This window comes from Paraburkholderia sp. J8-2, from assembly GCF_905220195.1.
In the GTDB taxonomy this organism is placed as follows: domain Bacteria; phylum Pseudomonadota; class Gammaproteobacteria; order Burkholderiales; family Burkholderiaceae; genus Paraburkholderia.
The window spans coordinates 123,490-143,601 of the sequence record NZ_CAJMZA010000015.1 but is presented as its reverse complement, the minus strand read 5'-3'; the positions used below and the strand labels follow the sequence as shown (position 1 = coordinate 143,601).

The following is a 20,112-nucleotide window of genomic DNA, read 5'->3' as shown; positions in this document are numbered from 1 at the left end:
GATGGTTAATCGTCCCTAACCTGTTGCCGCTCAATTTCACAGCGGTCTACCCCGTTGCGTCGTGCTACGCGGTTCGAACACAACACACTGTCCTTCGCCCCTTAGGCGGCCACCGTTTCCGAGGCCGCGTGCGAGCCGGCATGACCGCCGACGAGACAACGCTTGTTGTGCACGTGATATTCGAATTCGTCCCAGTAGTGCTTGAGCATGCCGCGCACCGGCATGGCTGCCGCGTCGCCGAGCGCGCAGATCGTGCGGCCCATGATGTTGCCGGCCACCGAGTTCAGCAGGTCCAGGTCTTCCTGGCGGCCCTCGCCGTGCTCGATGCGGTTCACCACGCGATACAGCCAGCCCGTGCCTTCGCGGCACGGCGTGCACTGGCCGCACGACTCTTCGTAATAGAAGTACGAGAGGCGCAGCAGCGAGCGCACCATGCAACGCGTTTCGTCCATGACGATGACCGCGCCCGAGCCGAGCATCGAGCCCTGCTTGGCGATGGCGTCATAGTCCATGTCGGTCTGCATCATCAGGTCGCCCGGAATGACCGGCGCCGACGAGCCGCCCGGAATCACAGCCTTCAGCTTCTTGCCGCCGCGCACACCGCCGGCGAGCTCCATGAGCGTCGCGAACGGGGTGCCGAGCGGGATCTCGTAGTTGCCCGGACGCTCCACGTCGCCCGAGATCGAGAAGATCTTCGTGCCGCCGTTGTTCGGCTTGCCGAGCTCCATGTACGTCTGCGGACCCACGGTCAGCAGGAACGGCACCGCGGCGAAAGTCTCGGTGTTGTTGATCGTCGTGGGCTTGCCGTACACGCCGAAGCTCGCCGGGAACGGCGGCTTGAAGCGCGGCTGGCCCTTCTTGCCTTCGAGCGACTCCAGCAGCGCGGTTTCCTCGCCGCAGATGTACGCGCCATAGCCATGGTGAGCGTGCAGCTGGAACGAGAAGTCCGTGCCGAGAATGTTGTCGCCGAGATAGCCCGCCTGGCGCGCTTCTTCCAGCGCAGCCTCGAAGCGGCGATACACCTCGAAAATTTCGCCGTGGATGTAGTTGTAGCCCACGGTGATGCCCATCGCGTACGCGCCGATGGCCATGCCTTCGATCACGCTATGCGGATTCCAGCGCAGGATGTCGCGGTCCTTGAACGTGCCCGGCTCACCCTCGTCCGAGTTGCAGACGAGATACTTCTGCCCCGGGAACTGGCGCGGCATGAAGCTCCACTTCAGGCCCGTCGGGAAGCCCGCACCGCCGCGGCCGCGCAGACCGCTCGCCTTCACGTCGGCGATCACCTGCTCAGGCGGAATCTTTTCTTCGAGAATACGGCGCAGCTGCTTGTAGCCGCCGCGCGCGACGTAGTCTTCGAGATGCCAGTTCTCGCCGTTGAGGCCCGCGAGAATCAGCGGTTTGATGTGACGGTCGTGCAACGAAGTCATTTCGAAAGCTCCTCGAGCAGCTGGTCGATCTTCGCGCGGCTCATGAAGCTGCACATGCGGTGATTGTTCACGAGCATCACCGGTGCATCGCCGCAGGCGCCCATGCACTCACCTTCTTTCAAGGTGAACTTGCCGTCGGGCGTGGTTTCGCCGAAGTCGATACCGAGCTTCTGCTTCAGGTATTCGGCGGCGCTTTCCGAGCCGCCTTCCGGGCCGAGCTGGCACGGCAGATTCGTACAGAGCGTGATCTTGTGCTTGCCGACAGGCCTCGTCTCGAACATCGTGTAGAACGTGGCAACTTCCTGGACCGCGACAGGCGGCATGCCGATGTACTCGGCCACGAACTGCATGATTTCGGGGGACAGCCAGCCATGCTCTTCTTGAGCCACGGCCAAAGCCGCCATCACGGCGGACTGTCGCTGATCGGCGGGGTACTTCGTCAACGCGCGATCGATTTCTTTCAGGCCTTCAGCTGAGATCATTTTCAGACACGACTCTTTCAATTCCTACCGTTTCTATTCCCGCCACACAAACACCCGCCGCGCGTTAGCCAACCTGCTCGCTGCGACGGACGTGGCGTTCCCGGTATTTCGCAGAGCGCCCTTCTTCACCGGGCGCACTGCCAGTTTGCTGCTTAGCGATCAATCTCACCGAACACGATGTCCTGTGTGCCGATGATCGTGACCGCGTCGGCAATCATGTGGCCGCGCGCCATTTCATCGAGCGCGGACAGGTGGGCATAACCCGGCGCACGGATCTTCAGACGATAAGGCTTGTTCGCACCATCTGACACCAGGTAGATGCCGAATTCACCCTTCGGATGTTCGACGGCAGCGTACGCCTCGCCTTCGGGCACGTGGAAGCCTTCCGTAAAGAGCTTGAAGTGGTGAATCAGCTCTTCCATGTTCGACTTCATGTTCACGCGCGAAGGCGGCGCAACCTTGTGATTGTCGATCATCACGGGGCCCGGATTCTTGCGCAGCCACTCAATGCACTGTTTCGCAATGCGTGTGGACTGGCGCATTTCTTCGACGCGCACGAGATAGCGGTCGTAGCAGTCGCCGTTCACGCCCACCGGAATGTCGAAGTCCATCTGGTCGTAGACTTCATACGGTTGCTTCTTGCGCAGATCCCACTCGATGCCCGAACCGCGCAGCATCGCGCCCGTGAGGCCCAGCTGCATGGCGCGCTCGGGGCTCACCACGCCGATGCCTACCAGGCGCTGCTTCCAGATACGGTTGTCGGTGAGGAGCGTTTCGTACTCGTCGACACAACCCGGGAAGCGCGTGAAGAAGTCGTCGATGAAGTCCAGCACCGAGCCCTGGCGCGCCTCGTTCATGCGGGCGAGCGCCTTCTCGTTGTGGATCTTCGACGCCTTGTATTGCGGCATCGCGTCCGGCAGATCGCGATACACGCCGCCCGGACGATAGTAAGCCGCGTGCATGCGCGCGCCCGAGACCGCCTCATAGACGTCCATCAGGTCTTCGCGCTCGCGGAACGCGTAGAGGAACACCGCCATCGCGCCGACGTCGAGTGCATGCGAGCCGATCCACATGAGGTGGTTCAGCACGCGCGTGACTTCGTCGAACAGCACACGGATGTACTTCGCGCGAATCGGCACTTCGATGCCGAGCAGCTTTTCGATGGCAAGTACATAGCCGTGCTCGTTGACCATCATCGACACGTAGTCGAGACGGTCCATGTACGGCACCGACTGGATGAACGTCTTGCTTTCGGCGAGCTTTTCCGTCGCGCGATGCAGCAGACCGATGTGCGGATCGGCGCGCTGGATCACTTCACCGTCGAGCTCGAGCACGAGGCGCAGCACACCGTGCGCTGCCGGGTGCTGCGGGCCGAAGTTGAGCGTGTAGTTCTTGATCTCTGACATGCGACCCTCTTAGTGTTTCTTCAGACCGCCGTAGCGATCTTCGCGGATCACACGCGGCGTGATCTCGCGCGGCTCGATCGTGACGGGCTGGTAGACCACGCGCTTCTGCTCCGGGTCGTAACGCATTTCGACATAGCCCGAAACCGGGAAGTCCTTGCGGAACGGGTGGCCGATGAAACCGTAGTCGGTCAGGATGCGGCGCAGGTCGGGGTGGCCTTCGAAGACGATGCCGAACAGGTCGAACGCCTCGCGCTCGTACCAGTTGGCCGAATTCCAGATCTCGACGAGCGAGGGCACGATAGGCACTTCGTCGTCCGGCGCGAACACGCGCAGACGCACGCGCCAGTTGTTCGCGAGCGAGAGCAGATGCGACACCGCGGCGAAGCGCGGGCCTTCCCATGCGCCGTCACCGAAGGTCTGATAGTCGACGCCGCACAGGTCGATCAGTTGCTCGAAGCGCAGCGAGGGATTGTCGCGCAGCTCCTTGGCCACCGCGAGGGATTCGCCTGCCTTGACGACGAGCGTCAGTTCGCCGAGCGCCTCGGTGAGGCTGACGATGCGCGCGCCAAGGGCCGCTTCGAGGTTCGCTTTCAGGGTCTCGAGTTTGCTTGCCATATTGTGGGGAGGCACGCGGCCTTTATTGACGGGCGATGGTGCTGGTGCGGCGAATCTTCGCCTGCAACTGGATCACCCCGTAGACCAGGGCTTCCGCTGTCGGCGGGCATCCCGGCACATAAACGTCGACCGGCACGATGCGATCACAGCCGCGCACGACCGAATACGAATAGTGGTAGTAGCCGCCGCCGTTGGCGCACGACCCCATCGAAATGACCCAGCGCGGCTCGGCCATCTGGTCGTAGACCTTGCGCAGCGCGGGCGCCATCTTGTTGCACAGCGTGCCGGCGACGATCATGACGTCCGACTGACGCGGGCTCGGACGGAACACCACGCCGAAACGGTCAAGGTCATAACGGGCCGCGCCCGCGTGCATCATCTCGACCGCGCAACACGCCAAACCGAACGTCATCGGCCACAGCGAGCCGGTGCGCGTCCAGTTGATCAGCTTGTCAGCCGTGGTGGTGACAAACCCTTCCTTCAAGACCCCTTCGATACTCATGTGCTTTCCACTCCAGACGGACAGCCCACAGTTTCCCCGCAGTGCCGCCCATACAATCCGGCGATTAACCCATTATTCCCAGTCGAGACCGCCCTTCTTCCAGATGTAGGCAAAGCCCAGCAGGAATTCGAGCAGAAACAGCATCATCGACAGAAAGCCCGGCCAGCCGATATCGCGCAGGGCCACACCCCACGGAAACAGGAACGCGGTTTCGAGGTCGAAGATGATGAAAAGAATGGCGACCAGGTAGTAGCGTACGTCGAACTTCATTCGGGCGTCTTCGAAGGCTTCGAAGCCGCACTCGTACGGCGAATTTTTTTCGCTGTCTGGTCGGTTGGGACCGAGGACCTTGCCGATCGTCACTAGCGCTACGCCCAGACCAAGACCTACGAGGAGGAACAGAAGGACGGGGAAATAGGCAGCGAGGTTCAAGGCTATCCTCTATATCGGTTGGTTCTGAGGTTCCGCTGGAACTTGCATCGCTCCGCGGGAATCACTTCACGTACTTCGCGCTGCGAACAGAAAACGAACACGACGTAAGAAGCAAAAATGCCAGCCGAAGCTGAAGCAAGCGGCTGGCATTTTTTAGATAACATTGGTGCCGACGGCGAGACTCGAACTCGCACAGCTTTCGCCACTACCCCCTCAAGATAGCGTGTCTACCAATTTCACCACGTCGGCACTGCATGCAATCCGGGACAACAATTATTGCAACCCGCGAATCGCTTCAAGACTTAGATTCTAACTTGTTTCCGTTCTTTGTTCAACGCACAAAACAAGTTTTTCAAATTTATTTCGGAACGTCGTTACCCGGTTGCGAGGCTGCTGCAGCCGGCGAAGCCGCCGCCGCGGCGGTCGCGCCAGGAGCCGATGCAACCGCCGCCGAAGCAGCTGGCGCCGAGGCCGAATTCACCTGCGCCGGGGCTGGAACCGAAGCGCCAAGCACGCCCGCCGAAGGCTTCGCATGATACGACCCCAGGTAAGTTAACGCAAGGGTCGATACGAAAAACACCGTTGCGAGAACTGCGGTAGTACGCGAAAGGAAGTTCGCGGAACCGCTCGCGCCGAACAGGCTGCCCGACGCGCCGCTGCCAAAAGCGGCACCCATGTCCGCGCCTTTGCCGTGCTGCAGCAAGACGAGGCCGATCACCCCGAGCGCCGACAGAAGCTGGACGACGATAATCAACGTTTTCAAATACAGCATCACACTCACCTGAGTCCTGGTTGAACGCCCGCCCCTCCCGGAGCAAACGCATTAGCAGCCCGCACGACGCGTTTTATTTCGAATGCTTCGTGCGCAAGCCTTTAGCTCGCGACGCTGGCGCCCGCCGTAGCGGCCGCGCAGATCGCAAGGAAATCACCCGCTTTGAGCGACGCACCGCCGATCAGGCCACCGTCGATGTCGGCCTGACGGAAGAGCTCCGCCGCATTTTCCGGCTTCACGCTGCCGCCGTAGAGCAGCGGCACGTCCGCCACTTGCGCGCCCTTGGCGGCGAGGCGCGCGCGCAGGAACGCATGCACCTGCTGGGCCTGCTCCGAGCTTGCGCTCTTGCCCGTGCCGATCGCCCAGACCGGCTCGTAAGCGACGACGATACGCGCCGCTTCTTCAACCGACAGCACGGCCAGCACCGCATCGATCTGTGCGCCGACCACGCGCTCGGTTGCACCCGATTCGCGTTCTTCGAGCGTCTCGCCCACGCAGACGATAGGCGTGAGGCCCGCCGCCAGCGCGCGCTGCGTCTTCACGGCGACGAGTTCGGAGCTTTCGCCGTGATAAGCGCGACGTTCCGAGTGACCAACGATCGCAAAAGCCGATTCGAAGTCGGCGATCATGCCTGCCGCGACCTCGCCCGTATAGGCACCCTGCTCGTGCGCCGAAACGTCCTGCGCACCCCACTGAACCCGGCTGCCGCCGAGCAGCGCCTGCGCCTGCGCGAGATACGGAAACGGCACACACACACCGACATGCACGTCCGGGGCCAGCGCCTGCGCACCGCGCGCAACGCCTTCCAGCAGTGCCGCATTGGCCGCGAGGCGGCCATGCATCTTCCAGTTACCGACTACGAGCTTCGATCGTTGTTTCGTCATTGTTCCGGTTGCTGTTAAAAGCGGACGCAAAACACATAATTTTACTGCGTGAAATCCAGGCGGGTCAAACCGCCCCGCCTGCGACACACAAAAAATACGCGAAAAAAATCCCGAAAAATCAAGCGCGAGCGATTCGCCCGCGCCGATATGCCGTCAGGCCGCGCTGCTCCAGTCGAGCATGATCTTGCCGATATGCTCGCTGCTTTCCATCAACGCATGGGCTTCGGCGGCCTGCGCGGCCGGAAATACGCGGAACACGACGGGTTTGATACGACCCTCTTCGATGAGGGGCCAGACCTTCGCCTTGAGTTCCTGAGCAATCTGCGCCTTGAACTCCACCGAGCGTGCGCGCAGTGTCGAACCGGTCACCGTGAGCCGGCGGCGCAGGATCTCGCCCATGTTGAGTTCGGCCTTGGAGCCGCCGAGCGTCGCGATCAGCACGATGCGGCCACCGGTCGCGAGCGCGGAAAGCTCGCGCGCCACATAGCCGCCGGCGACCATGTCGAGAATCACATCTACGCCGCGGTCGTTCGTGAGCGCCTTCACGACCTCGACGAAATCGCTGGTGCGGTAGTTGATGGCGCGGTCGGCGCCAAGCGCCTCACAGGCATGACACTTGTCGTCGGAACCTGCGGTGGCGAACACGCGAAAGCCAAGGGCATGCGCGATCTGGATCGCCGTCACGCCGATGCCGCTCGAGCCGCCTTGCACGAGCAGCGTCTCGTTTTCGCCGCCCTCGCCCTGGCCGAGGTAGGCGCGCTGGAATACGTTGCTCCAGACCGTGAAGAAGGTTTCGGGCAGCGAGGCCGCCTCGACATCCGTGAGCCCCTTCGGCACCGGCAGGCATTGCCCGAGCGGCGCAACCGCGTATTCGGCGTAACCGCCGCCAGCGATCAGCGCGCACACCCGGTCGCCAATCTTCAGCCCGAACGGATTGTTCTTCTCATCGATCGAGCCGCCAACGATCTCGCCCGCGACCTCGAGCCCCGGCAGGTCGGAAATGCCCGGCGGAGGCGCATACGAGCCCTTGCGCTGGAACACGTCGGGACGGTTCACGCCCGAGGCGCTCACCTTGATCAGCACCTCGCCGGCCTTCGGCTCAGGGGTTGGCCGTTCGGCCAGCTTGAGCACGTCCGGCGCACCGAATTCCGTAATCTCGACAGCCTTCATCTCGCGTCTCCTCAGCGCCTCGCGCCCCAATCTGGGCGCCTCCATCTGAATGGCAGTACGCATGCGGCACGATTGACGTGTGCGCACTGCCATTCACCCTCATTGTCATGAAAAACGGCCGGCGCGTTATGCACGCTGCCGGCCGTTGGAGCTTACTGCCTTACTGCTGCGGCTCGCCCTGCGGTGCGCCATTCGCCTGCTCGTTGAGCAGTGCCTTGGCGGACAGGCGCACGCGGCCCTTCTCGTCCGTCTGGATGACCTTGACCTTCACGACCTGGCCTTCCTTCAGATAGTCGTTGATGTCCTTGATACGCTCGTTGGCGATCTCGGAGATGTGCAGCAGACCATCCTTGCCCGGCAGCAGGTTCACGATCGCGCCGAAGTCCAGCAGCTTGAGGACCGCGCCTTCGTACACCTGGCCCACTTCGATTTCGGCCGTGATGTTCTCGATGCGCTTCTTCGCTTCGGCCATGCCTTCGCTCGACGTCGAAGCGATGGTCACGACGCCGTCGTCCGAAATGTCGATGGTCGTGCCGGTTTCTTCCGTCAGCGCACGGATCACCGAACCGCCCTTGCCGATCACGTCGCGGATCTTTTCCGGGTTGATCTTGATGGTGATCATGCGCGGAGCGTACGCCGACAGCTCCGTGTTCACGCCCGACACCGCCGAGGTCATCTTGCCGAGGATGTGCATACGGCCTTCCTTCGCTTGCGCGAGGGCGACCTGCATGATTTCCTTCGTGATGCCCTGGATCTTGATGTCCATCTGCAGCGCGGTCACGCCAGCTTCCGTACCCGCCACCTTGAAGTCCATGTCGCCGAGGTGATCTTCGTCGCCGAGGATGTCGGTCAGCACGGCGAACTTATTGCCTTCGAGGATCAGGCCCATCGCGATACCCGCGACGTGCGCCTTCATCGGCACGCCGGCGTCCATCAGCGCGAGGCAGCCGCCGCACACCGAAGCCATCGACGACGAACCGTTCGACTCGGTGATTTCCGAGACCACGCGGATCGAGTAACCGAACTCTTCGGCGCTCGGCAGGCACGCGACGAGCGCGCGCTTTGCCAGACGGCCGTGGCCGATTTCACGGCGCTTGGGCGAACCCACGCGGCCCGTTTCGCCGGTCGCGAACGGAGGCATGTTGTAGTGGAGCATGAAGCGGTCGCGGTACTCGCCTTCGAGCGCGTCGATGATCTGCTCGTCGCCCTTGGTGCCGAGCGTCGCCACGACCAGCGCCTGCGTTTCGCCACGCGTGAACAGCGCCGAACCGTGGGTACGCGGCAGAACGCCCGTGCGGATCTCGATCGGGCGCACGGTGCGCGTGTCGCGGCCGTCGATACGCGGCTCGCCGTTCAGGATCTGCGAACGGACGATCTTCGCTTCGAGGTCGAACACGATGTTGCCGACCGTGGCCTTGTCGGCCGCCGTCGTGCCGGCCGCAGCGGCTTCTTCTTCGAGCTTGGCCGACGTGGCTGCGTAGACTTCCTTCAGCTTGGTCGAACGCTGTTGCTTGTCGCGCAGTTGGTAAGCGGCGAGCAGGCTGTCGTTGGCGATAGCCGTGACGCGCGCGATGAGCGCTTCGTCCTTCGGCGCCGGCGTCCAGTCCCACTCGGGCTTGCCGCCGTCACGCACCAGTTCGTGGATCGCGTCGATGGCGGTTTGCATTTGCTCGTGGCCGAACACGACCGCGCCGAGCATCACGTCTTCCGGCAGCTGGTCGGCTTCCGACTCCACCATCAGCACCGCACGCTCGGTACCGGCCACGACGAGGTCGAGGCGCGAGTCCTTGATCTGCGCGCGCGTCGGGTTCAGCACGTACTCGTTGTTGATGTAGGCCACGCGTGCGGCGCCCACCGGGCCGTTGAACGGCAGACCCGAAATGGCCAGCGCAGCCGACGCGCCGATCAGCGCGGGGATGTCAGCCGGGATTTCCGGGTTGATCGACAGGACGTGGATCACGACCTGGACTTCGTTGTAATAGCCTTCCGGGAAGAGCGGGCGCAGCGGACGGTCGATCAGGCGCGAGATCAGCGTTTCGCCTTCCGACGGACGGCCTTCACGGCGGAAGAAGCCGCCCGGGATCTTGCCGGCCGAATAGGTCTTTTCGATGTAGTCGACGGTGAGCGGGAAGAAGTCCTGACCCGGCTTGGCGGTCTTCGCGCCGACGACGGTCGCGAGCACGACGGTGTCTTCGACGTCGACGATGACAGCACCGCTGGCCTGACGGGCGATTTCACCCGTTTCGAGGCGCACGTTGTGCTGGCCCCATTTGAATTCCTTCACGACTTTATTGAACATGGTCATGGTCACTCACTCCTTACTCATTTGTTATGCACCGCCCGCACACGCGGACGATGCGGCAAGACAGGCTCCGGCACCGCGCAGGAAGAGGAGTGTTATGCCATTCCAGCGAAGCGCGAGGTTGCGGCGCATCGCCGCTCACGATCTGCTGGAATGACACAAAGCTCTGCCCCGTGGCCCGGCCCTGCTGCTTGTACTGCTGGTGCTACGTGGTGTTGCCTGATGTTTTCGAACCGGCGTTTATCGCATCAAGACGACTTGAAAAGCAGCATGAAGCGCACCGTTCAAAAACAAAATGCCTGCATCAGCGGAACTGACACAGGCATCTTTGCGGAAGACCTTCCGATTACTTACGCAGACCCAGCTTTTCGATGAGCGCGCGGTAACGGTCGGCGTCCTTGCCCTTCAGGTAGTCGAGCAGCTTACGGCGGCGGCTCACCATGCGCAGCAGACCGCGGCGGCTGTGGTGATCCTTCGCGTGCGACTTGAAGTGCGAGGTCAGTTCGTTGATACGCGACGTCAGGAGCGCAACCTGAACTTCGGGCGATCCCGTGTCGTTGGTGCCGCGCGCGAATTGCGCGACGACGTCGGACTTCTTGATATCTGCTACGGACATTTTGCTTTTCCTTTAAAACAAACGAGCGGTCACGGAAGAAAGGCCGTGCCGTGGCTTGGTTCTCACTACGATTGCTTGCCGCGGGTTCGCAGCAAGGGGCGTATTGTAGCACAGCCCCGATTTGCCGCGAACCCGCTTGTAAGGCGCGCCGTCAAGGCCGCTTCATCTGGCAGACCGTGGCGGGCACGGTGCGCTCCGCGGGCAGCGCCAGCACCGTGCGAAAGCCGTAGCCTGCGCCTTCGTTGTCGAAACGCACGCCGGGCGTGCCCTGCTTGTCCATTTCCATGACATAAAGGGGCTGAATCGCCTGGTGATCGTCTGCGCGCATCCACATGGGGTGAAAGCCGGCCTCCTCGCCTTTGAAGCGCATGCCTTCCAGCGCTTTCGCGACCGCCTCGGGGTCGGCCGTGCCGGCCTTCGTCATGGCCTGCGCGAGCATCTCCACCATCATCGACATGCGCAGCACCGGGTAGTCGTCCCTGGCCGCGGGGTAGCGCGCGCGGAACGCCTTGTACCACGCATCGGAGGCCGCGCCGCCCACGTTCGGATGCCAGTCGGCCACCGCGATCACGCGCTTCACGCCCGCATCGCCCAGGGCCGCCGGCGCGCCGAGGCTGTTGCCGTAGAACGTGTAGAACTTCGCGTCGAGCCCCTGCTCGCGCGCGGCCTTCACGAGCAGCGTGAGGTCGTTGCCCCAGTTTCCGGTGATGACAGCATCGGCGCCCGCGGCGCGAATCTTCGCGATGTACGGCGCGAAGTCCTTCACGCGGCCGATGGGATGAAACTCGTCGCCGACGATAGCGATGTCCGGGCGGTCCTTCGCGAGCGCGGCGCGAGCAAGCGTGCTCACGTCGTGGCCGAAGCTGTAGTCCTGGTTGAGCAGATACACCTTCTTCACCGACTTGTCCGCGGCGATGACGTCTGCCAGCGCGTCCATGCGCATGCCCGCGTGCGCGTCGAAGCGGAAGTGCCAGAAGCTGCAATTCGCGTTCGTGAGCGCGGGATCGTCGGCGGAATAGTTCAGGAAGATCTGACGGTTCTGCGGATCGCGCTCGTTTTGGCGATCGATGGCCGTCACGAGCGCCGCCGCCACCGCCGAGCTGTTGCCCTGCATGACATAGCCGATGCGGCGGTCCTGCGCCATGCGCAACTGCACGAGCGCCGCCTCGGGGCTGCCCTTGCTGTCGAGCGTGACCAGTTCGAGCGGATGCCGCCCGTCACGCAGCGCGACACCGCCGCTCGCGTTGACCCGCTCGACGCCGAAGCGCAGGTTGCGCTCGACAGCTGCGCCCGCGTCCGCGAACGGGCCGGACATGCCTTCGATGAGCGCGAGCTGGATCGGTTTGCCGGTCGGCGTCTCGTCCACCTGTGCGCCGTTTGCGCTCGCGAGCCCTGCCGCCATCGCCGCGATGGTGAGCATGGCCGCTGCCGCACGCGCCATGCGTGCCGTTATGCGCTTTTCTCTCATTTTTTGATGCCAGCCCGATTGTCATTCGAAGCGCGGATCATAGGCCGCGAGGCGGTGCGGCGGCAAGGCCGCGATCCACCGCTTGACCGGACAGGCCCGGCCCGCGAGCGCGTCGCGCCGTGTCAAAATAACGGTTCCACATACACCGCGGTCATTGGAACCTTGCCATCGGGGGACATCATGTTCACGCGCCTATCCACTTCGCTCGCCACGCCCGTGCGCCTCGCCTCGCGCCGCCTGCGTCTCGCCCTCCTCGCGGGCGTGGGCGCACTTGCGCTCGCCGGCTGCGCGCAGCCGTGGCAGCAATTCCATGCGGGCGACGACGCACAGTCCGTAATCGCCCGTTTCGGCCCACCGGCTGAAACCTACGACCTGCCTGACGGCGGCAAGCGCCTGATGTGGCCGACCCAGCCAATGGGCGAAACCACCACTGCCGCCGACATTGACGCCAACGGCCGCGTCGTGAACGTGCGCCAGGTGTTGCAGCCCAACGAGTTCTATCGCGCGGAGATCGGCAAATGGACGCGCTCCGATGTGCTGGTGAACTTCGGCCGCCCGGTCGAGACCTCCTACTTCCCGCTGATGAAAAAGGAAGCGTGGACCTACCGCTACCTCGAAGACAACGTCTGGTACATGCTCTATAGCTTCTACTTCGACGACCAGGGCATTCTGAGGCTCACACAGAAGACGCCCGATCCGCTGCACGACCCGGATCGACGCAGCATGTTCTGATCGCGTTGCTCACGCCGCAGCAAAACAAAACCCCCGCGCTCTTGCGAGCCCGGGGGTTTTTCATTGCCTCGTTGGCGTAACGACGTAAAGACGTGAAGCGAGGCTAAGCGCCCCGCCCGCGCTTACACCGCTTCCGAGCGCTGCGGATTGACCTTGTCGCCCGAGTAAAGCTTGTTGAGCGCCGAGATATACGCCTTCGCCGAAGCAGCAACGATATCCGGATCGGTGCCCACGCCATTGACGATGCGGCCGGCCTTCGAGAGGCGCACCGTCACTTCGCCCTGCGCCTGGGTGCCCGTCGTGATCGCGTTCACCGAGTACAGCAGAAGCTCCGAGCCGCTGCCCACTTCGGTTTCGATGGCGTTGAGCGTGGCGTCCACCGGACCGTTGCCCGCGGCTTCGCCGGTCACTTCCTTGCCGTCGGCCGAGAACACCACGCGTGCGTGCGGACGCTCACCCGTTTCCGAGTGCTGCGCGAGCGAGATGAACTTGAAGTGCTCCTGATCCTGCGCCTGCGCCGATTCTTCCGTGACGATCGCGATGATGTCTTCGTCGAAGATTTCGGCCTTGCGGTCGGCCAGTTCCTTGAAGCGCGCGAACGCGTTGTTCAACTCGGCTTCGCTGTCGAGCGCGATGCCCAGTTCCTGCAGGCGCTGCTTGAACGCGTTGCGGCCCGAGAGCTTGCCGAGCACGATCTTGTTCGCGCTCCAGCCCACGTCTTCCGCGCGCATGATTTCGTAGGTGTCGCGCGCCTTGAGCACGCCGTCCTGGTGAATGCCCGAGGCGTGCGCAAACGCGTTTGCGCCGACCACGGCCTTGTTCGGCTGCACGACGAAACCGGTGATTTGCGAAACGAGCTTCGAAGCCGGCACGATCTGCGTGGTGTCGATGCCGAGATCGAGGCCGAAGTAGTCCTTGCGGGTCTTCACGGCCATCACGATTTCTTCGAGCGACGTGTTGCCCGCGCGCTCGCCGAGACCGTTGATCGTGCACTCCACCTGGCGCGCGCCGCCGATCTGCACGCCGGCCAGCGAGTTCGCCACGGCCATGCCGAGGTCGTTGTGGCAGTGCACCGAGAACACCGCCTTGTCCGAATTCGGAATGCGCTCGCGCAGCGTCTTCACGAGGTTGCCGTACAGCTCGGGAATGCCGTAGCCGACCGTATCGGCGATATTGATCGTCGTCGCGCCTTCGTTGATCACGGCCTCGAGCACGCGGCACAGGAAATCCATGTCCGAGCGGCTGCCGTCTTCGGGCGAGAACTCCACGTCGTTCGTGAACTTGCGAGCGAAGCGCACCGCCAGCTTCGCCTGCTCGAGCACCTGCTCGGGCGACATGCGCAGCTTCTTCTCCATGTGCAGCGCCGAGGTGGCGATGAACGTGTGGATGCGGAAGTGGTCGGCGGGCTTGAGTGCGTCGGCGGCGCGCTGGATGTCCTTGTCATTCGCACGGGCGAGCGAACAGATCGTGCTGTCCTTCACCATGCCGGCGATCGTGTGGATCGCGTCGAAGTCGCCGTTCGAGCTGGCCGCGAAGCCAGCTTCGATGATGTCGACCTTCATGCGCTCGAGTTGCTTCGCGATGCGGATTTTCTCTTCCTTCGTCATCGACGCACCGGGCGACTGCTCGCCGTCACGCAACGTCGTATCGAAGATGATGAGCTTGTCTGCTGCCATTTCGGGTCTCCAGGGGGACTTGTTCAGTGTCTAAAACGGATTTTGGGTGTTCGCGCCACCGATGGCGACGCTGACAATGAACGAGGCTTACGGAGGGCGAGCGAGATCAGCGCGGCAGGCGCGCTAGCGCTAGCGTGCTTAGTCGCGCGCCGGCTTGAAGAGAAAAGAGGGGGAACTGGATGGTGTCCATGCCGCCGACTATAGCCGGAATCCGCCGATAGCGCAATTGGAGAGGGCCGCTATAGGCAGACCAGCGCGGGCGAGTGCAAAAAGAAAAAGGGCCGCGCTCGCGCGCAGCCCTCTTTATGGCATTCCCGCCCCCGCGCCCTACCGCTCGCGCGGTGAAGAACGCGCCGGATTCGAGCGTCCGCGCACGGCCTGCCAGGCCCAGAACACATAGCCGGAAAGCCCGTAGAGCACGAAAAGACCGAACAGCATCAACGGCGGATCGGACGACACCAGCACGAACGCCACCACCACGAGCAGCGTGGCCGCAAACGGCACGCGATGGCGCACATCCAGCGCCTTGCCGCTGTAGAACGGCGCGTTCGACACCATCGTCACGCCCGCGTAGATCGTCAGCACGAAGGCCACCCAAGGCAGCCACGAAAGCTTCACGGGCACGCGGTTGTCGGTGGCGAGCCAGACGAAGCCGGCGATCAGCGCGGCCGCTGCCGGGCTCGGCATGCCCTGGAAGAAGCGCTTGTCCACCACGCCGATATTCGTGTTGAAGCGCGCAAGGCGCAGCGCCGCCCCCGAACAGTAGATGAAAGCCGCGAGCCAGCCCCAGCGCCCGAGATCCTTGAGCACCCACTCGTACATCACGAGCGCGGGCGCGACGCCGAACGACACCATGTCCGAAAGGCTGTCGAACTGCTCGCCGAACGCGCTCTGCGAGTGCGTCATGCGCGCCACGCGCCCGTCCATGCCGTCGAGCACCATCGCCACGAAAATCGCGATGGCCGCCACCTCAAAGCGCACGTTCATGGCCTGCACGACCGCGAAAAAGCCGCAGAAGAGCGCCGCCGTGGTGAACGCGTTGGGCAGCAGGTAGATGCCGCGCTTCTTCAGGAACTCCTGGCGCGCCGCGCGCCGGTTTGCGGCGACGCCCAAGGGCTCCTGCACGGCCTTGTTGCGCCGGAACGGCCGCGGCAGCGGTGCGCCTGCAGGGTTACGGGGTCGACGCTGTTTGAATCCGGCCATCGCAGCCCTCCTTTATGCCGATTGGGTCGGCAGTTCGGCGAGGATCGTCGACGAGGCGGACACCTTCTCGCCGATCGACACACGCGGGCGGCTGCCCACGGGCAGGTAGACGTCGACGCGCGAACCGAAGCGGATGAAGCCATAACGCTGGCCGCGCGAAAGCGGCTCGCCGGCGCGCACGTAGCAGAGAATGCGGCGCGCGATGAGGCCCGCGATCTGCACCGAGGTGACGGTCGTGCCGTCGGCCATCGTCAGGACCACGGCGTTGCGCTCGTTCTCGGTCGAAGCCTTGTCGATGGCGGCGTTCAGGTACGCGCCCGGGAAGTACTCGACCTTGGCGACGGCGCCATCCACGGGCGAACGCTGCGAGTGCACATTGAAGACGTTCATGAACACGCTGATCTTGAGCGCTTCACGGTTTGCATACGGGTCGTGCGCGGTTTCCACGGCGACGATGCGGCCGTCGGCCGGGCACAGCACGGCATTGGCCTGGCTCGGGATCGGGCGCGGCGGATCGCGGAAGAACTGAACGACGAAGATCAGGATCAGCCAGAAAGGCCATGCGAGTCCGAAGCCTGCGACCGCATGGATCAAGAGCGCCACGACGGCCGCAATGGCGATGAACGGCCAGCCTTCGCGCGCGATGATCGGATGGGGGTAATTCATGGTGGCTTCGCTGTTATTTTAAAAACCGTAGGATAGCAAAAGCCGCCCAGGGTTCATCCCACCTGGGCGGCTTTTTCGGGTCCGATTCGGATCAATCTGTTCTGCGAGGGTACAAAACCGCACGCGCAATCAGATTCGAACCGTCAGATTAGTTCTTCGACTGGTCGACGAGCTTGTTCGCTGCGATCCACGGCATCATCGCGCGCAGCTTCGCACCGACCACTTCGATCTGGTGCTCGGCGCCAAGACGGCGACGCGATTGCAGCGTCGGCGCGCCGGCCTTGTTTTCGAGGATGAAGCTCTTTGCGTATTCGCCGGTCTGGATGTCCTTCAGGACTTCCTTCATGACCTTCTTCGTCTCGGCCGTGATGACGCGCGGGCCCGTCACGTACTCGCCGTACTCGGCGTTGTTCGAGATCGAGTAGTTCATGTTGGCGATGCCGCCTTCGTAGATCAGGTCGACGATCAGCTTGAGTTCGTGCAGGCACTCGAAGTACGCCATTTCCGGCGCGTAGCCGGCTTCCACCAGCGTTTCGAAGCCAGCCTTGATCAGGTCGACCGTACCGCCGCACAGCACGGCTTGTTCGCCGAACAGGTCGGTTTCGGTTTCTTCGCGGAAGTTCGTTTCGATGATGCCGGCACGGCCGCCGCCGTTCGCCGCTGCGTACGACAGCGCGATGTCACGTGCTGCGCCCGACTTGTCCTGGTGGACAGCGATCAGGTGGGGCACGCCGCCGCCTTGCGAGTACGTGCCGCGAACCGTGTGGCCCGGCGCCTTCGGGGCGATCATGATGACGTCGAGGTCGGCGCGCGGGATCACCTGGCCGTAGTGCACGTTGAAGCCGTGCGCGAATGCGAGCGCTGCGCCGTTCTTGATGTTCGCGTGGACTTCCTTCGCGTAGACATCGGCGATCTGCTCGTCGGGCAGGAGCATCATGACGACGTCGGCGTTCTTCACCGCTTCGGCCACTTCCTTGACCTGCAGGCCGGCGTTCTCAGCCTTGCTCCACGATGCGCCGTTCTTGCGCAGACCGACCGTGACGTTCACGCCGCTGTCCTTCAGGTTCAGCGCGTGTGCGTGGCCTTGCGAGCCGTAACCGATGATCGTGACCTGCTTGCCCTTGATGAGGGAGAGATCGGCGTCCTTGTCGTAGAAAACTTTCATGTTGGTTCCTTGGCGAGAGTCTGGTGAATTTCGGTACTGCTGTTAGCTTTTGCTGCACCGGATGCGTTCTCTAAGTTACGCATCCGGTCAAGTTCCGGTGCAAGATCGACTGTGGTCGGGTCACACCTTCAGAATGCGCTCTCCGCGCCCAATGCCCGAGCCGCCCGTTCGAACGGTTTCGAGAATCGCGGTCGCATCGATCGCTTCGATGAACGCGTCGAGCTTGTCGCTCGCGCCCGTCAGTTCGATCGTGTAGGTCTTTTCGGTGACGTCGATGATGCGGCCGCGGAAAATATCCGCCATCCGCTTCATCTCCTCACGTTCCTTGCCGACCGCCCTTACCTTGATCAGCATCAGCTCGCGCTCGATGTGGGCGCCCTCGGTAAGGTCGACCACTTTCACCACCTCGATCAGGCGGTTCAGATGCTTCGTGATCTGTTCGATCACGTCGTCCGAGCCAATGGAAACGATGGTCATGCGCGACAGCGAACGGTCTTCGGTCGGCGCCACCGTCAAGGTTTCAATGTTGTAGCCGCGTGCGGAGAAGAGGCCGACCACGCGCGAGAGCGCGCCCGGCTCGTTTTCCAGCAGAACGGAAATAATGTGTCTCATGGTGTGATCCGCGATTTATCCAGGTTGACGAGGCTGCCGCCCTTCCCCGCGAACCCGCGCGCCCCTTGTGTGGACGCGCGCCGCGTGAGGTTGAAACGGCGCCATGGCAAATACCGTTACAGGTCTTCCGAGCCGAGCAGCATCTCAGTGATGCCCTTGCCGGCCTGAACCATCGGCCAGACGTTTTCGGAAGGGTCGGTCTGGAAATCGAGGAACACCGTGCGGTCCTTCAAACGCAGCGCTTCCTTGAGCGCCGGCTCGACGTCCGCGGTCTTTTCGATCCGCATGCCGACGTGGCCATACGCTTCGGCGAGCTTCACGAAGTCAGGCAGCGCATCCATGTACGAATGCGAATAGCGCTTGCTGTATTCGATCTGCTGCCACTGGCGGACCATGCCGAGGTAGCGGTTGTTCAGCGAAATGATCTTCACGGGCGTGTCGTACTGCTTGCAGGTCGACAGCTCCTGAATGCACATCTGGATCGAGCCTTCGCCCGTGATGCACAGCACGTCGTCGTCCGGGTGTGCCATTTTCACGCCCATCGCCGCCGGCAGGCCGAAGCCCATCGTGCCGAGACCACCGGAGTTGATCCAGCGGCGCGGCTGGTTGAAGCGATAGAACTGCGCGGCCCACATCTGGTGCTGGCCCACGTCCGAACACACGAACGCGTTGCCGCCCGTGAGCTCCCACGCTTTCTCCACCACGTACTGCGGCTTGATGATGTCGCTCGAACGGTCGAACTTCAGGCAGTTCTTCTCGCGCCAGCCTTCGATGTCCTTCCACCAGTCGGCCAGCGCGGCCGTATCCGGACCGTGTTCGGCGTGCTGAAGCTGCTCGATGAGCTCCTTGAGCACTTCCTTGACGTCGCCGACGATGGGGATATCGACCTTCACGCGCTTCGAGATCGACGACGGGTCGATGTCGATGTGAATGATCTTGCGCGGACGCGAGGCGAAGTGCGCCGGGTCGCCGATCACACGGTCGTCGAAGCGCGCACCGATCGCGATCAGCACGTCGCAGTGCTGCATCGCCATGTTCGCTTCGTAGGTGCCGTGCATGCCGAGCATGCCGAGGAACTTGCGGTCGCTTGCGCGGTAGCCGCCCAGACCCATCAGCGTGTTCGTGACCGGGTAGCCGAGCAGATCGGCGAACTGGTTCAGTTCCCGCGACGCATCGGCGAGGATGATGCCGCCGCCGGTGTAGATATACGGACGCTTGGCCGAGAGGAGCAGCGAAACCGCCTTGCGGATCTGCCCCGAGTGGCCCTTGGTGACCGGGTTGTACGAGCGCAGCGAAACGTTCTTCACCGGTTCATACGCGCACGGCGTCTTCGACACGTCCTTCGGAATGTCGATCAGCACGGGGCCGGGACGGCCGGTGCGCGCAATGTAGAAAGCTTTCTTGACGGTAGCGGCGAGGTCGCGCACGTCCTTCACGAGGAAGTTGTGCTTCACGCAGGGACGCGTGATGCCGACCGTGTCGCACTCCTGGAAGGCGTCTTGACCAATCGCGGCGGTAGGCACCTGGCCGCTGATGATCACCATCGGGATCGAGTCCATATAGGCCGTCGCGATGCCCGTCACCGCATTGGTGACGCCAGGTCCCGAGGTCACGAGACACACGCCGACGTTGCCGGTCGAACGCGCATAGGCGTCGGCCGCGTGCACGGCTGCCTGTTCGTGGCGCACGAGAACGTGCTGGATCTTGTCCTGCTTGTACAGCTCGTCGTAGATGTAGAGTACCGAGCCGCCGGGGTAGCCCCAGATGAATTCGACCTGCTCATCGGCAAGCGCCTTCATCAGCACGGTTCCGCCGATGGATTGGGTGTTGCCTTGAGGGTCAGATTCTTGCGAAGGGGGGACCGACGTGGAGAATTCCGCGCTGGGCATATTCATCATTCACCTTTCGAATTTTCGGCAAAAAATTGATCGGGTGCTCTCTGCCGGGCTTGTGGCTCGGGTTCAAGCGGCGCGTCCAGT

General features: G+C 62.9%; 19 protein-coding genes and 1 tRNA gene. 1 reads left to right on the top strand and 19 read right to left on the bottom strand.

The annotated features are described in order from the left end of the window. Positions 1–101: 101 nt before the first annotated feature. From nuoF to U5A52_RS27320, 13 genes are all read right to left on the bottom strand, one after another. The gene (gene nuoF, locus U5A52_RS27380) at positions 102–1,430 is read right to left on the bottom strand and encodes an NADH-quinone oxidoreductase subunit NuoF (RefSeq protein ID WP_321914666.1); all 1,329 of its coding nucleotides are present in this window, start codon (positions 1,428–1,430) and stop codon (positions 102–104) included. Continuing rightward, entirely contained in the window at positions 1,427–1,912 is a 486-nt protein-coding gene (gene nuoE / locus U5A52_RS27375) for an NADH-quinone oxidoreductase subunit NuoE (RefSeq protein ID WP_321914667.1), read from the bottom strand. The genes nuoF and nuoE overlap by 4 nt, the downstream gene beginning before the upstream one ends. Positions 1,913–2,064: 152 nt before the next feature. Further along, positions 2,065–3,318: an NADH-quinone oxidoreductase subunit D gene (locus tag U5A52_RS27370; RefSeq protein WP_133182092.1), complete on the bottom strand. Its 1,254-nt coding sequence runs from the start codon at positions 3,316–3,318 to the stop codon at positions 2,065–2,067. A 9-nt stretch (positions 3,319–3,327) separates the two neighbouring features. Next, complete coding sequence (locus U5A52_RS27365) at positions 3,328–3,933, bottom strand: NADH-quinone oxidoreductase subunit C (protein ID WP_321914668.1); 606 nt, start codon at positions 3,931–3,933, stop codon at positions 3,328–3,330. Positions 3,934–3,955: 22 nt separating this feature from the next. Next, complete coding sequence (locus U5A52_RS27360) at positions 3,956–4,435, bottom strand: NuoB/complex I 20 kDa subunit family protein (protein ID WP_027819582.1); 480 nt, start codon at positions 4,433–4,435, stop codon at positions 3,956–3,958. A gap of 72 nt (positions 4,436–4,507) precedes the next feature. Beyond that, a complete protein-coding gene (gene ndhC, locus U5A52_RS27355; protein WP_321914670.1) occupies positions 4,508–4,867 on the bottom strand; it encodes an NADH-quinone oxidoreductase subunit A in 360 nt (119 codons plus the stop codon). A gap of 164 nt (positions 4,868–5,031) precedes the next feature. After that, positions 5,032–5,116 (bottom strand) — tRNA-Leu (locus U5A52_RS27350). A gap of 109 nt (positions 5,117–5,225) precedes the next feature. After that, the gene (secG, locus tag U5A52_RS27345) at positions 5,226–5,639 is read right to left on the bottom strand and encodes a preprotein translocase subunit SecG (RefSeq protein ID WP_321914671.1); all 414 of its coding nucleotides are present in this window, start codon (positions 5,637–5,639) and stop codon (positions 5,226–5,228) included. Between the two features lie 101 nt (positions 5,640–5,740). After that, positions 5,741–6,523, bottom strand: coding sequence for a triose-phosphate isomerase (tpiA, locus tag U5A52_RS27340; protein ID WP_321914672.1), 783 nt, complete (start codon positions 6,521–6,523; stop codon positions 5,741–5,743). 153 nt (positions 6,524–6,676) lie between these two features. Then, positions 6,677–7,693 (bottom strand): NAD(P)H-quinone oxidoreductase, encoded by a 1,017-nt coding sequence (locus tag U5A52_RS27335; protein ID WP_254343192.1) that lies wholly within the window; start codon positions 7,691–7,693, stop codon positions 6,677–6,679. 160 nt (positions 7,694–7,853) lie between these two features. After that, the gene (gene pnp / locus U5A52_RS27330) at positions 7,854–9,998 is read right to left on the bottom strand and encodes a polyribonucleotide nucleotidyltransferase (RefSeq protein WP_321914673.1); all 2,145 of its coding nucleotides are present in this window, start codon (positions 9,996–9,998) and stop codon (positions 7,854–7,856) included. Positions 9,999–10,341: 343 nt separating this feature from the next. Further along, positions 10,342–10,611: a 30S ribosomal protein S15 gene (gene rpsO, locus U5A52_RS27325; protein ID WP_042271770.1), complete on the bottom strand. Its 270-nt coding sequence runs from the start codon at positions 10,609–10,611 to the stop codon at positions 10,342–10,344. Between the two features lie 151 nt (positions 10,612–10,762). Further along, positions 10,763–12,013 (bottom strand): branched-chain amino acid ABC transporter substrate-binding protein, encoded by a 1,251-nt coding sequence (locus U5A52_RS27320; protein WP_415765576.1) that lies wholly within the window; start codon positions 12,011–12,013, stop codon positions 10,763–10,765. A 246-nt stretch (positions 12,014–12,259) separates the two neighbouring features. Here U5A52_RS27320 and U5A52_RS27315 point away from each other — a divergent pair, with 246 nt between their 5' ends. Continuing rightward, complete coding sequence (locus tag U5A52_RS27315) at positions 12,260–12,811, top strand: hypothetical protein (protein ID WP_321914675.1); 552 nt, start codon at positions 12,260–12,262, stop codon at positions 12,809–12,811. Positions 12,812–12,933: 122 nt separating this feature from the next. Here the strand turns inward: U5A52_RS27315 and U5A52_RS27310 are convergent, their stop codons facing one another. From U5A52_RS27310 to U5A52_RS27285, 6 genes are all read right to left on the bottom strand, one after another. Further along, positions 12,934–14,487, bottom strand: coding sequence for a 2-isopropylmalate synthase (locus tag U5A52_RS27310; RefSeq protein WP_321914676.1), 1,554 nt, complete (start codon positions 14,485–14,487; stop codon positions 12,934–12,936). A gap of 327 nt (positions 14,488–14,814) precedes the next feature. Next, entirely contained in the window at positions 14,815–15,690 is an 876-nt protein-coding gene (gene pssA / locus U5A52_RS27305) for a CDP-diacylglycerol--serine O-phosphatidyltransferase (RefSeq protein WP_321914678.1), read from the bottom strand. A gap of 12 nt (positions 15,691–15,702) precedes the next feature. After that, complete coding sequence (locus U5A52_RS27300) at positions 15,703–16,356, bottom strand: phosphatidylserine decarboxylase (RefSeq protein WP_028205688.1); 654 nt, start codon at positions 16,354–16,356, stop codon at positions 15,703–15,705. Between the two features lie 148 nt (positions 16,357–16,504). Next, positions 16,505–17,521 (bottom strand): ketol-acid reductoisomerase, encoded by a 1,017-nt coding sequence (ilvC, locus tag U5A52_RS27295; RefSeq protein WP_028205689.1) that lies wholly within the window; start codon positions 17,519–17,521, stop codon positions 16,505–16,507. Between the two features lie 120 nt (positions 17,522–17,641). Further along, complete coding sequence (gene ilvN / locus U5A52_RS27290; RefSeq protein WP_027795483.1) at positions 17,642–18,133, bottom strand: acetolactate synthase small subunit; 492 nt, start codon at positions 18,131–18,133, stop codon at positions 17,642–17,644. A 116-nt stretch (positions 18,134–18,249) separates the two neighbouring features. After that, entirely contained in the window at positions 18,250–20,028 is a 1,779-nt protein-coding gene (locus U5A52_RS27285) for an acetolactate synthase 3 catalytic subunit (protein ID WP_321914771.1), read from the bottom strand. Positions 20,029–20,112 lie beyond the last annotated feature (84 nt).